This is a genomic window from Brevibacillus sp. FSL K6-2834 (genome assembly GCF_038592925.1).
GTDB classification, from domain to species: Bacteria; Bacillota; Bacilli; order Brevibacillales; family Brevibacillaceae; genus Brevibacillus; species Brevibacillus borstelensis.
The window spans coordinates 2,822,559-2,836,363 of sequence record NZ_CP151945.1; the positions used below are offsets into that span (position 1 = coordinate 2,822,559).

A 13,805-nucleotide genomic window follows, 5' to 3' on the forward strand; every position below is an offset into this window, starting at 1 on the left:
TCTCCAGAGCCATCATACGGGGTGGAATTTCCTTACTCCGCAGATACATAAAGGCAAATTTGCCCGGGAAGTCTATGATGGGATGTACTATGTACACCAAACCATATGAAGAGGAGGTGCATATATGCAACGGTTTGCCGCACATGAATTTTTGGAAACGCAAGAAGCGCTGCGCTCCAAGCATGCGGAGATCGAAATGCATGGCTTATTTGCCGAAATGGCACAGGATCCGCAACTGAAAAACATGGTTCTCAATCACCAACGCCAAATCATGAATGCCTATCAGCAAGGGATCAATCTGTTGATGGGGAAGGGTGTAAACGTAGCAGCCACTCCCCAACTGGCTCAAATCCGTACGACTGAGCCAGCGACCGTCGGGCTGAATCAGCCTCAGATGATGGCGCCAAATCCACATCCAACCCGCCTTTCTGATATGACGATCGCAACAATCATGCTCAACTGGCACAAGACCGGTTCCGCCATCGGTATGCTCTGGGCTAGTGAATGCGTAGACCCGCAAATCAGACAATATCATGTTAACGGAGCCAATCTGTGCCAACAAATGGCCTATGAAACATGGCAGTATATGAATATGAGAGGGTTCTACCAAACGCCGCAGCTAGCAGACCATACGATGAACACGATGATCAATGCTTACCAGCAACAGCCAGCAATGGCTTAAGTTATGAACCACATTAAAAAGGAGGAACACAAACATGTTTACCAATCAAACACTCTCCAATAACTTCGGTGGAGCCCAAGCGATTTTCCAACCTGGCTTTGCAGGGACCAACCCGCAGCAAGTAAGACAGGATATCGCCCGTGAAGGCGGATTTGGACAAGCTGGCTTCTCCGGCGGCTTCACCCAGCAAGCTTCCCCGGCTGCATTCGGCGGAGCCCAAGCGATTTTCCAACCAGGCTTTGCAGGCACCAACCCGCAGCAAGTAAGACAGGACATCGCCAGTGAAGGCGGATTTGGACAAGCTGGCTTCTCCGGCGGTTTCACCCAGCAAGCTGGATTCGGCGGAGCGCAAGCTGTATTCCAACCGGGCTTTGCAGGCACCAACCCGCAGCAAGTAAGACAAGACATCGCTCGTGAAGGCGGATTCGGTCAAGCTGGCTTCGCTGGCGGCTTCACCCAGCAAGCAGGATTCGGCGGAGCCCAAGCAGTGTTCCAACCGGGCTTTGCAGGCACCAATCCGCAGCAAGTAAGACAAGATATCGCTCGTGAAGGCGGATTCGGCCAAGCTGGCTTCGCTGGCGGCTTCACCCAGCAAGCTTCCCCGGCAGCTTTCGGCGGAGCCCAAGCAGTGTTCCAGCAAGGCTTTGCCGGTACCAACCCGCAGCAAGTAAGACAAGATATCGCTCGTGAAGGCGGATTCTTGGCTTAAAAAACGCGGCAAGAAGACTTTCATAAGACAATGCCAGCCAGTGTGTAGAGATGCGCTATCAAAACACACTGGTTTCTCCATTTGCAGGCAAAGTATGAGTTGACGGAAAGAAGACCGTTTTGATAATTGCACATGTGACGCTTCCTGATGAGAAGAACAACCGATATACGCAACAACAACAGTGAAAGGAGGTTTTGAGATGAAAAAACCGGACGAGAAGCCGAACGGAAATGAAGAACTGCAGGTACTGGGCACTCACGCAGCGGGAGCAACCGACCTCTTCCAAACCAGCAAAGCGCAAAAGGACACGGAGGTACAACCGCCTGAACACCCTGGAGGAGCGGGGACAGGGTAAACGGAACAACAGACGAAAAACCAGGTCAAATCGGCCTGGTTTTTTTACGCAACGCAGATTGCTGTTTGCAGTTGTCAGTCTGCTTGATTCACTTCGTAAGCGGCCCGAATTCCGGATTCGATGGCTCCTTGTATCCAACTGCGAAAATGAGAAGTGTGTTCCCCGGCAAAATGAATGTTCCCTTCAGGTAACGCTATATAGGGTGAAAGATCTTTCTCCTGGTTCGGTTTAAACATCGAAAAAGCTCCTGCAGAATATGGGTGCAAAGCCCAGTTCTGGACAAATCCGGACACAAAATATCGCTTTGTCTGTTCTCCGTGAATTTCTGCCAGGTCTCCCAGAGCTTCTTCCACTTGCACTTGCCTGCTCATGCTTACCCAGGGCAACGCATCATCCTCCCATGTATAGCTGGCTAGCACAACGCCCTATGCGTCCCCGAAACGATGGCTAGGATAGTAGGCAAAACGGATGGGCAAGTCGGTAACCGTTTGCCCTCCAAACATGCCTGCGTCTTCCCAAAAACGACGTGAAAATTGAATGCCAATTTTCGTAGAGGATACGTAGTGAAGCTGGTGAATGGCCTTCCATTTGTAATAGGAAAAAAGATCGTAGGGCTGTACCTCGATAAAGTTCATGAGAGAAAACGGGATCGTCAAGATGAGGCGGTCAGCTGTGAACTCCAGTTTTTGCATCGTGTTCGTATCGATTGCGCTTAGCCGAAGATAGTTGCCGCTCAGCGAAAGGGACGTTACCTTCATCGAAAACAAAATGTGATCGCTCAATTGATTGAAAAAAGCGTTGGGAAGCTGATCATTCCCACCCGTAATCTCATAAAATTCTGACTCTGGTGCAATCGCGATGATGTTTCGCAGCACTTCGAGAAAACTCAACTCGGGAAAGCCTTCGAACGCCAGCAGGACCTTGATCATATCTACAGCTTCGGCGGTGAGAGAAGGGCCAAGAGGATTGTAGCGAAGAAATGTCTCCATGGAGTACCGATCCAAGGCCTCGATTATTCTGGGCCAGTTTCTTTCAGGATCTTGCCTGATGAAGTCTATAACAGGTTGGGCTACCAGGCGGATTAGGTCTTCAGCTGTCTTTCCGCTCTCTTTTTTTGCTACGGGAAAGTTCAGGATATCAGGGCTTCTTTCATAGATCCTTCGACGAGTCTTGACGCCGTTTACATAGATCAAATCATTTGGGGTTTGATTGATAAATTTGTTTACCGGCAGTTTGTACTTTCGAATATAAGCCAAAGTCAGAGAATGACTGCGCGGGATTCTCATGGCGCCAGCCTCGAAATAGTGACCTTCTGAAAAAGGGGAACGTACAGTAAAAATGCGTCCGCCAACCCGCCGAGATGCTTCCAAAATGGTTACGTCATGTCCGTCCTCCTTTAACAAGGAACCGGCCACTAGTCCTGCCATGCCCGCTCCCGCAATCAATACCCTTTGAGGTTTATTTGAACGTTCCAGACCGTGGTGAATGATCCGGACCATTTGATCAAGAGACAGACTGTTTAGGACAGGCATAGAATTCCCCTCTGTTTTATCAGAATAAAGTGCATTATACGATTATGACCTGCGGTTCACGATTATGCCAAAGCTCCCTGTACGACGAATAAAAAAATAACGTCTCCTGACAGCAGGAAACGTTATCATTATGCAAAGCCAGTCCTCACCAGCTTGCCTTTTTCACGCCTGGAATTTGCCCCTTGTAAGCAAGCTCTCGGAAGCAAATACGGCAAAGCTGAAATTTGCGAAGAACAGAGTGTGGACGTCCGCAGCGCTGGCATCGAGTATATGCCCGCACCTTGAATTTCGGCGTCCGCTGTTGCTTGACGATGATCGATGTTTTTGCCATACAACCTCCTGTACATTTTATTCTTGCCTTCGGTTGGCAAGTCTTTTATCGTACCATCATCCACGAAAAATAGATAGTGGTAAGTACAAGAGACGTTGAATAGTAAGCAGCAGGCAGCGCTCCAGCCGAACAGCACGAACGTGCGTTCTCCAAGCAGCGCGCTGCGGAAGTCATGGCAGTCAGACTACAAATTTATTCAGATTCCCGGGTGTTATAGACCCCAGGTGTCGTCCGTTTCATTTCCGCATTCTTTTGTTCCGGTTCATTCTGTACTTTTTCAGCACTCTTGGCAAAACCTTCCGCCTTCAGCCTCTCGACTAAAAGTTCCTTGTCGTTCATAATCTCACTCCCGTATTTGTGGCGTAGGGGCAGTCTATTTCCCCTCATTTTCTATCATGAGCAGAGTGGCATTCATTCATGAAAGAATTTGTCTATGTAAGATGCAACCAATGCCTTTGATCAGGTATTGCTGTCTGCTTCCTCAAACATACTCTCGTATCCGGTCCGAGGAATATCGAGATTTTTCTCGCCAGCATTTTCGTCCATTTTCCCATCATTCGTACCTTCCATATAATCATCGCTAACCTGTTCATGGGTCATGGCCAATCCCTGTTCAGAAAAGGCACGGCTGCTGTAATCAGATGGCTCGTATGTCTTGTCGGCAATCTCGTTTGCGGCGTTGGTCAATTCGTCATTGCGGTTCTTCATCGTATCCCTCCTTTACGCGGATATCCTTAAATTGGGTGACTTTGAGCGGAATTATGCATGCCGCAAAAACGGTCTAAACTGGCGTAAAGTCGATCCTCAGATCAATGGAGAAGCCAGGGCGGCCGGCATAAAACAAGTACAGATGACGCACAGTATAATGACGAATTTGAACAGAGGGGAAGAAGGAAACAATGGCTGAGGAAATCAAGCAGGAAGTGCAAACTGTACGGATTCCTGAGACGGGTGAAACGATGGAAGCAAAGACATACTCGGGCAAGGAGCTTTTCTTGAAAGAAAATGCAGATGAAAAGGACGAAGCGTACGCGAAGCTGTGGGAGGATGACAGACTGTAGACCTGGCTTGCCGGAGTGATGCGGGACATAGACAGGTTCAATGGAAAAGAGGTCATTCTACCACGAGGAGTGATAACAAATGGACAAAGAGCTGCAATTGATGAAGGAACTGACTGAGGCGGCAGGCCCTCCCGGTTTTGAAGTCAGAGTACATCGCTTGATGAAAGAAAAGCTCTCTGCATTGACTCAAGAAATCATCACTGACAATTTGGGAAGCATCGTTGGTCAACACGGGAATGCCGGTCCAAAAATTCTTTTGGCTGCTCATATGGACGAAGTGGCCTTTATGGTCACACATATTACAAAAGAGGGCTTCCTCCGCCTGCAGCCGCTTGGCGGGTGGTGGGGGCACGTCATGCTGGCCCAGCGGGTAAAGGTTCTGTCGCGCAAGGGTGATCTCACAGGCGTGATCGGCTCAAAGGCCCCGCATATTTTATCGATCGAAGAGAGAAAAAACGTCCTGGAGATCAGCAATATGTTTGTAGACATCGGTGCTACCAGTAAGGAAGAGGCTGAAGAATTCGGAGTCGAGGTAGGCGATCCGATCATCCCGATTTGTCCGTTCGAGGTTTTGCCGAATCCCAAAATGCTCTTGGCAAAAGCTTGGGATAATCGCGCAGGCTGTTTCGTGACTTTGCAGGTTTTCAAGCAAATATGCCAAGAATCGCATCCCAATACGGTATTCTGCGGAGCTACGGTACAGGAGGAAGTAGGACTGCGGGGAGCAGTAACCCTGTCTCACAAAGTTTCTCCAGACATTGCGTTTGCCCTGGATGTAGGCGTAGCAGGCGACACACCCGGAATGAGCCACAAGGAAGGGCATTCCAAACTGGGGGCCGGTCCGCTACTTGGCTTTTATGACAGCAGCATGATTCCGCATTTGAACCTACGGGATTTTGTCATCGACACCGCCAAAGAAAACAAGATTCCTTACCAGACGGATATCATGCCTGGCGGCGGTACAGACGCCGGAAAAATACATATGGCACACAATGGCGTACCGTCCATGGTGATCAGCGTTCCGGCTCGTTATATTCATAGCCATGTGTCCATCGTGCACCGCGATGATCTGGACAATGCCGTGAAGCTGCTCGTCAGCCTGATCAAGAAGCTTGACGAAGAAACGGTTGGCAAAATAAAGGGTATGGATGCGCGGGGGCGATAAGATACCCCCAGTGAATCGTCCGTTTATGTTCGTAGCCATCAGGCGAGTGTGAGATTCCGATGTTGGTGGGGTTATGTGAAAAGGGAGTCTGTCATGAGAAAACACTTTGGGAAGCTTATATTCATACTCATTGCCCTTCTCGCGACCGGTTGCGTCTTCGTTTTAGGCTGGGAACCGGAGTATGCTTATGTTCCGCCTGCGGACAAGGTTTTGCGTCCTGCGCAAGCAAATGGTTTTCAGAACACGGGAGTCATGTATTACGACCTGTGGGGACAGACGTTTACGGTACAAGACAAAGCAAATGATCATACAGGCAGACTTTCTGCCCAAAATGGCGCTGTAGAAGTCAACGGCCGTCTGCTGCAATTGGGACGAACAACATTGTATCAGGAGACATTCGGCAATGAAGTGTTTCTCACGGATATCATGGGCATTGTGGACGGCCCTTTGACGATCGCAAATATCGCGAAAGCTATTTTCCAGTTAAAAGGGGAGGGAACGACAAATTTACAGGTTGAGCTTGCTTATGATGTAACCGTAGGGGGAAGGTCTTTTAAGAAAGGGGAAAAGGTGGATACCGGCATAGATGTTCCCAAGGGAGCTTATGCGCCACTGGGATTGCCCATTAAGTGGTCGGAAGGAAAATTGAAAGTCGGGGTCAGTTGCATGGCCTGTCATGCGACCGTTGACCACGAGACGAAAATGGTCATCGAAGGCGCTCCCAATTCCGATCTGAATGCCGGTTTGTTCCTCGCCTTGGCGACGAATTCCACCGCATTCTTTACACACACGGATGTAGCCAACCTAAAAGCATACATGAGCGGATTGGATCGTGTCGTGCCTACCTCTGATGGGAAAACGTCCCCTTTGCCCGATCCCGCTGCCTTGGAAAAAGCAGTGGACGAAAATTTAGTAAAGTGGCCTCGGGGAAATATCGATTCGACGATTGATTTAACAAGCAATCCCTGTCAAATTCCCGATTCCTTCACAAAAGGAAATCACCCATATGGCTGGAGCGGCTTTTCTGCTGCCGGGCCATTTCATGGGTTAAGTGCGTTTAGCAACAACGTTCATGCGCAAAACTCCGATTCCCTCGCCCAAGTCGAGGCCAGCCAGGCATTATTCGGGCTGGATAAAGAAGTGTATCTGGGGACGCTATTGCAGAATGCTGCCAACCCGAAATACCGTTACGACCCGAAAAGCGGTCTGAAACCAACCGAGTTTTTTGCCAAAGTCGACCCTACGCCGGGTGTTCCTGGTGTAAACGAGATGATCAAGCCTCCGTCTTTTCCAAAGTTGACAGTCGTGGCTCCAGATGGATTGGTGATTGGTTCACCAGGCTACAAAGTCGGGGAACAACTGAATGCGATGGCAGCCTACCAGAATACGATCACCCCTCCGAAGCATAAGGAAAAAGTCGACTCTAAACGAACAGTCTTAGGCGAGAATGTATTCAAGAGGGCGTCCTGCATTACTTGTCATGCGGGGGAAGCCTTTACCAATAACCGGGTGCTTACTTCCAAACAGATTGGGACGGAACCTTCCCGCGGAATGGCTCTGAAGAAAACCCAAAACCTGTTTGGTCCTCCATCGTTGTATACGCCAGATACGCCTGTTCCCATTCCGCCAGATGCAAAAGTGCTTCCCATTCCAACGGCCCATTTGGACCCGGAACAGCTAAAGATAGCGTTTGCACATGGCAATTCACCTGGGGGATACAAGGTAAAAGGGCTGATCGGCTTAAGATGGACTGCTCCTTATTTGCACGATGGCGGAGTTGCTGTTGGACCAAACCTGTCGCAATTGGGGGTACCCGGCACTTTGGCGAAGGGGATTTCACCCGATCCGGCCAATAGTTTGCGTGCTCTGATCGATAAAGATCTGCGGCAAAAAGTCATCGCTGCAAACAAAAGCGCGAAGGAGCTTGCAGACGTACATATTGCCGGAAGCGGACATGAATTCTGGGTGGATTCATCGACAGGCTTTACGAAAGAAGAGCAGGATGCGCTGATTCAATACCTGCTGTCCCTGGGGAGCAGGAATCAATAGCCGAGGACATCTTCCCTCCCCAAAAACAACACGTAAAACGATTCATTGAAGAATGCTCTAAAAGGACAGACGATGGGGTATTTTGTTCCATTGTTTGTCCTTGTGTTTGATTACAAATCCGGGTCCACCGATCGTTCACCAGTTTGACAGATTTGGACATGCCAAAAACATTTATAATAGTGGAAAAGTATAAACCGATGGGGGAACTCATTCATGAATACCGGTTTTCTGATAGCTCTGGTCATTGTGTCCATTTTAATTATTTGGATTACCATCTGGGTCACGAATAAAGCATATGGCCGAAAGCCTGATGTCATTGACCCGATACAGTCGACAGAAAACAATGATCCACTCAACAAAGAACCTGATCGATCATGATAAACGTACAAGAGCGATGAAAAAGCAAACGCTCTTACTCACACAAAAGTATTGCTTGGTTCGATTATCGCCTTAAGCATAAAGAAGAATCATTACGAATTTGTCAGCAATCAAATAGCCAAAGTGATCATTAGTGCAGTCCTGCATATCGCAGGGCTGCTTTTTTTGCTTCCAATTCCTTGTAAAAAGGCAACCTCTCCTGTTTTGCTTCAATCCGTCCCATCAAGACAAAGAATTGGAATTTAACATTTCCACTATGTATATATTGCTATCTTTATCCAAAAGATAATGAATGTATAAAGTGGAGCGAGGTGCATTTCCATGGAACAGCAAAGTGAAGACTTGGACTCCTTAATCATCGGGATTGACGTCGGTTCAACCACCGTCAAAGCGACTGTTGTGAACCCGAAAAACAAAGAAATCCTATGGTCAGACTATCAGCGCCATCATACGAAGCAAGCCGAAAAGGTCCTGGAGTTTTTGATCACCATTGGGAATGAGTTTGCCCATGTAAACCAGGATAAGATTCGCGTTTTCGTGACTGGCTCGGGGGGCGGCCCTATTGTGGAGCACATCGGGGCCAAGTTTGTCCAGGAAGTGAATGCAGTCACGATGGCAGTGGAGCAGCTTCACCCTGACGTGGGCAGTGTCATCGAGCTGGGCGGCCAGGATGCAAAAATCATTATTTTCAAGGTCAATGAGGAAACAGGGGACAAGCAGGCGCTGACTTCGATGAATGACAAGTGTGCATCAGGCACCGGAGCAACCATCGACAAGTGCATGATTAAAGTAGGGATGCCGATGGAGGAGGTGGGCAAGCTTCACTTTGACGACAGCAAATTGCACCATGTCGCTGCCAAGTGCGGAGTCTTTGCGGAAACAGACATCGTGAATCTGGTGAAAAGCGGCATTCCCTCGGCGGAGATCATGTGTTCTCTCGCGGATGCCATCGTGATGCAAAACCTGTCTGTTCTTACCCGGGGCAATACGCTGCGCCATCGCGTGCTTTTGCTCGGAGGTCCCAATACATACCTGCCTTTCCTGCAAGAATGCTGGCGAAAGCGCATTCCTGCGACTTGGGAAGAGCGGGGCTACGATTATCCCAAAGACATGCCGATAGACGAATTAATCTTCGTACCGGAAAATTCACAGTACTACGCAGCGTATGGAGCTGTCATGTACGGCATGCACGAACCGGCAGACGTCGGGACATATACCGGGCTGGAAGGCCTGAAGGAATTCATTGCGCACGGACGCAAGGCGAAATTGGGCGAAAATGCGGGTCCGCCGCTCGTAAAAAGTGCGGACGAATTGGAAGAGTTCCGCCGGTTGTACAGTATTCCGCGCTTTACGCCAGCTTCGTTTGAACCGGGTCAAAAGGTGCGAGCCGTCATCGGCCTGGACGGGGGTTCGACTTCCTCCAAAGCCGTGCTCGTAGATGAAAACGGCACGATTTTGCTGAAGGAGTACCAGTTGTCCAAAGGCAATCCGCTGGAAGACACCAAAGAAATGTTAAAGCGCATCGACGACAGAGTAAGGTCGCAGGGAGCCGAGCTTGAGATTATCGGATTCGGCGCCACAGGATACGCAGCGGATGTCCTGGAAAAAACGCTCAAGGCGGATGTCAACATTGTCGAAACCGTCGCCCATATGATGAGCGCTGTGCACGAGTTTGGCGATATCGATGTGATCTGCGATATCGGCGGTCAGGATATCAAGGTGCTCTTTTTGAAAAACGGGGACATCCGCAACTTCAGACTCTCAAACCAATGCTCCGCAGGAAACGGGATGCTCCTGCAGGCAATGGCAGATCAATTCGGCATACCGGTTCAAGAGTATGCGGAAACAGCTTTCAAGGCGGATCTCTCGCCCAAATATTCGTATGGCTGCGCCGTATTTTTGGATGCCGACCGTGTCAACTTTCAGAAGGAAGGCTATTCGAAAGAAGAATTGCTTGCCGGTCTCGCGCTTGTGTTGCCGAAAAACGTCTGGCAGTACGTGGTTCAGATTCCGCGTATGGCAGAGCTGGGACGCAAGTTTGTGCTCCAAGGCGGCACGCAGTACAACCTCGCTGCCGTCAAGGCACAGGTCGATTACATCAAGCAGCGCGTCCCTGATGCGGAAGTTTACGTGAATCCCCACCCGGGAGAAGCGGGAGCGATCGGTGCAGCGATGGAAACGTTGCGCGTGGTGAAACGACGGGGGTATTCCACGTTTTTGGGGCTGGATGCCGCGATCAATTTGCACTATATCTCCCGAAACGACGAATCCACCCGCTGCAATTTTTGTCCCAACCATTGCAGCCGAACGTTCATCGACTCGCAGACGCCGGACGGGCAAACCGCCCGCTATATTTCGGGATTCAGCTGCGAAAAAGGAACGGTGGAAGACAAGGAAGCCGTCATCCAGCTGACCCGGAAGCGGCAAGAACTGAAAAAGCACTTTCCGAATCTGGTGGAATACGAGGCGCAGCGCATGTACCAGCACTTCTACGATCCAGAGCCTATGCCGGATACCGATACAACCGTAGAAGATGTCCATCTCAAACGCACATGGCTCTGTCTGGGGGGCTTGCGCAAAACGGCATACCGCCGAGCTTTCCAGCGATCATCGATGGAAACGGCGGAGAGACGAAAACAGATTCGCATCGGGATTCCCCGCGTTCTCAATATCTGGTCGACCGCACCTTTCTGGCGGACCTATTTCGAGACGCTTGGCATCGACAAGAACAATATTGTTTTCAGCGACTTTACGAGCGAGGAAATGTGGCAGGAGGGGGGCAAATACGGCTCGATCGACCCCTGTTACCCGTCGAAAGTGGCACAGGCGCATATCCACAATTTATTGTTCAAGCACCATGAGCGAAAGCCGCTCGACTATATCTTCTTTCCGTGCATTACTCATATCCCGACCCATCTGCAAAATGTGATGGATTCATCGAGCTGTCCCATCGTGGCGGGAGCGCCAAACGTGATCAAGGCCGCCTTTACGAAAGAGGTAAATTTCTTTGAGACAAAAGGGGTGGCTTATCTCGATCCGGCCGTTACGTTTACGGAGCGGCACATGATGAAAAAGCAGTTGTTCGAGGCGTTTCAGGACTGTCTGCAAATCACGGAGGACGAAAGCGATTTTGCCGTGGAGCAGGGCTGGCGGGCGATGAATATTTTCGACGCCGAGATGCAGGAGCGGGGAAAAATGATCCTGGAGCAGGTGGAAAAGGAAAATCGCCTTGCCATTTTGATGATCGGCCGTCCCTACCATTCCGATCCCGGCCTCAATCACTCTGTATTGGAAGAATTCCAGGTGCTGGGCTATCCCATTCTCTCCATGCGCTCGATCCCCAAGGACGAAGAATGGCTGCGCCGCTTTTTCCGATCCGATCTGGAAAGCGGACGTGTGCAGCACGCGCTCGAAGTAAGCGATGTATGGCCAGAGAACTTCAGTTCCAACAGCGTGCAAAAGGTGTGGGCAGCCAAATTTGCCGCCCGTCACCCCAATGTGGCCGTATTGGACCTGTCCAGCTTCAAGTGCGGGCACGATGCGCCGACCTACGGCTTGATTGACTCGATCATTTCGACGGCGGGCACTCCATACTCCGCCTTGCACGATATCGATGCGAACAAACCGAGCGGGTCCATCAAGATTCGGGTGAAAACGTATGCCCACAGCCTGAGCCTGCATGAAGAACGCCTGGAGGATTTGGCCCGGAAAAAAGCGGAGCTTCAGCAGCGTTTGGAGAAAAAACGGCTGGAACTGCTTGGTTTGCAGACGAAAGAGACATCCTATGAAGAGAAGAACCTCTCGCAAGCAGGCAACTAGAATACGATTTCCACAGGAAAGAGGCGAACATCAGATGTCAACGACGAAGGAAACACCTGCGGCCAAAGACTCTCTGGAAAATGAATTGCTTCGCTATCAGGAAGAGCAGGCTCTGGCACTCGGGCTGCAGCAGGAACAAAAAGCACAGTGGTTTGATCCGGTTCCCCGTCAGTTTTTGGCAAAGGATAAAGCAAGCACGACCATCCTATTCGGCGGACTGACCATGGCTCATGACTATTTGGTGGAAGGAGCTTTGGCGGGCCTCGGCTACACGGTTCGGCACATGGATTGTCCGGATAATGAGTCGCTGCGCTTCGGCAAGGAGTTCGGCAACCGCGGCCAGTGCAATCCGACGTATTTCACCGTAGGGAATCTCATCAAATACCTGACTCATTTGCGAGATGTGGAAGGCAAATCAAAAGAAGAAATCGTCCGGAATTATCTGTTCGTGACGAGCGGTTCTTGCGGGCCGTGCCGGTTCGGCACGTATGTCACGGAATACCGCAAAGCGCTCCGCGATGCCGGGTTTGACGGATTCCGCGTGCTGTTGTTCCAGCAGCAGAGCGGCCTAAAACAGGCAACCGGCGGGGAATCCGCGCTGAAACTGGATTCCTCGTTCTTTATCAGCTTTGTAAAAGCGTTTTTGCTGGGGGATATTTTGAACGCGCTGGCTTACCGCATCCGCCCTTACGAGGTAGAAGCCGGCGCGACCGATGCCGTCATGGAGCGCTGCAAAAAGATCCTGTATGATGCCTTGCGTGACCGAAAATGGCTGATTCCCGCGTTGATCAAATGCCGAAAAGAACTGGAGAGCATTCAGGTAGACCGTACGCGTGTCAAGCCGAAAGTGAGCATTATCGGAGAATTTTGGGCGATGACAACCGAAGGAGACGGAAATTATCAGCTCCAGCGTTTTCTCGAAAAGGAAGGGGCTGAAGTGGATGTCCAATCGCTGACAGCCTGGGTGCTGTATCTGATCTGGGAAGGGCGCTACGATACGATGAAGCGGATGAAGCTCCGGGGAGAAGATGCCGGGCGTTACGGACTGGAAGGAAAGAACCCCGTCAAGCGCCTGCGGATGCTTTGGGTTGCAGACCGGGTCCTGCGCGTCATGTTCCAGACCTATGCCAAAGCGATCGGCCTCCATGATTATCACCTGCCCGACATGGACGAGGTTGCCCGCGTTGCCCATGACCACTACAACAATCATCTCCGCGGCGGAGAAGGGCATATGGAAGTAGGCAAGCTGATTCTCAACGTGAAGAAGCGGAAGGTAAACATGACCATTTCGGTCAAGCCGTTTGGCTGCATGCCGTCTTCCGGCGTTTCTGACGGGGTGCAATCGTTGATCACGGAAAAATACCCGGACGCCATTTTTCTCCCCATCGAAACGACGGGTGATGGAGCGATCAACGTTTATAGCCGCGTTCAGATGATGCTGTTCAAGGCCAAGCAGGCTGCTCAAAAAGAATTTGATGAAGCCCTGGCCAAAAAAGGGGTGACCGCCAATCAGCTTCGGAGGTTGATGCAACGGTCTTCATTTGCGCATCCTTTGCAAACGAGCCCCCACGTCGTTGCTTGTACCGCGGCAAATGCTGTCTACGGCTTGAACAAATACAACGGATTTTTCTTCCGGAGAAACAATAAGGTCATGGAAGAAGTGCCTCAATAATCATTTAGGGGCATCCTACTCAGGAAGAAACAAAGTACGCTGTATGGGAGGT

Annotated in this window: 12 protein-coding genes and 1 pseudogene; 9 read left to right on the forward strand and 4 right to left on the reverse strand. The window is 50.4% G+C overall.

Annotated features, from left to right (window positions below):
• Positions 1–124 precede the first annotated feature (124 nt).
• From NST96_RS13965 to NST96_RS13975, 3 genes are all read left to right on the forward strand, one after another.
• Positions 125–682 carry a spore coat protein gene (locus tag NST96_RS13965; protein ID WP_342406524.1) on the forward strand — a complete coding sequence of 186 codons (558 nt, stop codon included), beginning with the start codon at positions 125–127 and terminating at the stop codon, positions 680–682.
• A 34-nt stretch (positions 683–716) separates the two neighbouring features.
• Positions 717–1,391 carry a hypothetical protein gene (locus tag NST96_RS13970; protein ID WP_342406525.1) on the forward strand — a complete coding sequence of 225 codons (675 nt, stop codon included), beginning with the start codon at positions 717–719 and terminating at the stop codon, positions 1,389–1,391.
• 199 nt (positions 1,392–1,590) lie between these two features.
• A complete protein-coding gene (locus tag NST96_RS13975) occupies positions 1,591–1,746 on the forward strand; it encodes a hypothetical protein (protein WP_003390366.1) in 156 nt (51 codons plus the stop codon).
• 74 nt (positions 1,747–1,820) lie between these two features.
• On the opposite strand, the pseudogene NST96_RS13980 reads toward NST96_RS13975, so the two are convergent.
• The 4 genes and pseudogenes from NST96_RS13980 to NST96_RS13995 all read right to left on the reverse strand — a co-directional run bounded on the left by NST96_RS13980 (position 1,821) and on the right by NST96_RS13995 (position 4,317).
• Positions 1,821–3,278 (reverse strand): annotated as a pseudogene (locus NST96_RS13980) (flavin monoamine oxidase family protein).
• Between the two features lie 145 nt (positions 3,279–3,423).
• On the reverse strand, positions 3,424–3,609 hold the full coding sequence (locus tag NST96_RS13985) for a type Z 30S ribosomal protein S14 (protein WP_003390369.1): 186 nt from the start codon (positions 3,607–3,609) through the stop codon (positions 3,424–3,426).
• A 192-nt stretch (positions 3,610–3,801) separates the two neighbouring features.
• Complete coding sequence (locus tag NST96_RS13990) at positions 3,802–3,948, reverse strand: hypothetical protein (protein WP_155808015.1); 147 nt, start codon at positions 3,946–3,948, stop codon at positions 3,802–3,804.
• Positions 3,949–4,068: 120 nt separating this feature from the next.
• Positions 4,069–4,317 (reverse strand): YozQ family protein, encoded by a 249-nt coding sequence (locus NST96_RS13995; RefSeq protein ID WP_122958554.1) that lies wholly within the window; start codon positions 4,315–4,317, stop codon positions 4,069–4,071.
• Between the two features lie 191 nt (positions 4,318–4,508).
• On the opposite strand from NST96_RS13995, the gene NST96_RS14000 reads away from it, so the two are divergent.
• The 6 genes from NST96_RS14000 (at position 4,509) to NST96_RS14025 (ending at position 13,753) form a co-directional block, all read left to right on the forward strand.
• Positions 4,509–4,670, forward strand: coding sequence for a hypothetical protein (locus NST96_RS14000; RefSeq protein WP_016696636.1), 162 nt, complete (start codon positions 4,509–4,511; stop codon positions 4,668–4,670).
• Positions 4,671–4,749: 79 nt separating this feature from the next.
• Positions 4,750–5,835 (forward strand): M42 family metallopeptidase, encoded by a 1,086-nt coding sequence (locus tag NST96_RS14005; protein ID WP_003390371.1) that lies wholly within the window; start codon positions 4,750–4,752, stop codon positions 5,833–5,835.
• A gap of 93 nt (positions 5,836–5,928) precedes the next feature.
• Positions 5,929–7,884 (forward strand): electron transport protein, encoded by a 1,956-nt coding sequence (locus tag NST96_RS14010; RefSeq protein WP_342406526.1) that lies wholly within the window; start codon positions 5,929–5,931, stop codon positions 7,882–7,884.
• 213 nt (positions 7,885–8,097) lie between these two features.
• Positions 8,098–8,262: a hypothetical protein gene (locus NST96_RS14015; protein ID WP_003390373.1), complete on the forward strand. Its 165-nt coding sequence runs from the start codon at positions 8,098–8,100 to the stop codon at positions 8,260–8,262.
• A gap of 321 nt (positions 8,263–8,583) precedes the next feature.
• The gene (locus NST96_RS14020) at positions 8,584–12,081 is read left to right on the forward strand and encodes a BadF/BadG/BcrA/BcrD ATPase family protein (protein ID WP_251247439.1); all 3,498 of its coding nucleotides are present in this window, start codon (positions 8,584–8,586) and stop codon (positions 12,079–12,081) included.
• A 34-nt stretch (positions 12,082–12,115) separates the two neighbouring features.
• Positions 12,116–13,753, forward strand: a complete 1,638-nt coding sequence (locus tag NST96_RS14025; protein ID WP_024984676.1) for a 2-hydroxyglutaryl-CoA dehydratase — start codon at positions 12,116–12,118, stop codon at positions 13,751–13,753.
• Positions 13,754–13,805 lie beyond the last annotated feature (52 nt).

Bases quoted from the DNA above. Each gene is read 5' to 3' on its own strand.
- NST96_RS13965 (WP_342406524.1), top strand. From the start codon at position 125: ATGCAACGGTTTGCCGCACATGAATTTTTGGAAACGCAAGAAGCGCTG.
- NST96_RS13970 (WP_342406525.1), top strand. From the start codon at position 717: ATGTTTACCAATCAAACACTCTCCAATAACTTCGGTGGAGCCCAAGCG.
- NST96_RS13975 (WP_003390366.1), top strand. From the start codon at position 1,591: ATGAAAAAACCGGACGAGAAGCCGAACGGAAATGAAGAACTGCAGGTA.
- NST96_RS13985 (WP_003390369.1), bottom strand. From the start codon at position 3,609: ATGGCAAAAACATCGATCATCGTCAAGCAACAGCGGACGCCGAAATTC.
- NST96_RS13990 (WP_155808015.1), bottom strand. From the start codon at position 3,948: ATGAACGACAAGGAACTTTTAGTCGAGAGGCTGAAGGCGGAAGGTTTT.
- NST96_RS13995 (WP_122958554.1), bottom strand. From the start codon at position 4,317: ATGAAGAACCGCAATGACGAATTGACCAACGCCGCAAACGAGATTGCC.
- NST96_RS14000 (WP_016696636.1), top strand. From the start codon at position 4,509: ATGGCTGAGGAAATCAAGCAGGAAGTGCAAACTGTACGGATTCCTGAG.
- NST96_RS14005 (WP_003390371.1), top strand. From the start codon at position 4,750: ATGGACAAAGAGCTGCAATTGATGAAGGAACTGACTGAGGCGGCAGGC.
- NST96_RS14010 (WP_342406526.1), top strand. From the start codon at position 5,929: ATGAGAAAACACTTTGGGAAGCTTATATTCATACTCATTGCCCTTCTC.
- NST96_RS14015 (WP_003390373.1), top strand. From the start codon at position 8,098: ATGAATACCGGTTTTCTGATAGCTCTGGTCATTGTGTCCATTTTAATT.
- NST96_RS14020 (WP_251247439.1), top strand. From the start codon at position 8,584: ATGGAACAGCAAAGTGAAGACTTGGACTCCTTAATCATCGGGATTGAC.
- NST96_RS14025 (WP_024984676.1), top strand. From the start codon at position 12,116: ATGTCAACGACGAAGGAAACACCTGCGGCCAAAGACTCTCTGGAAAAT.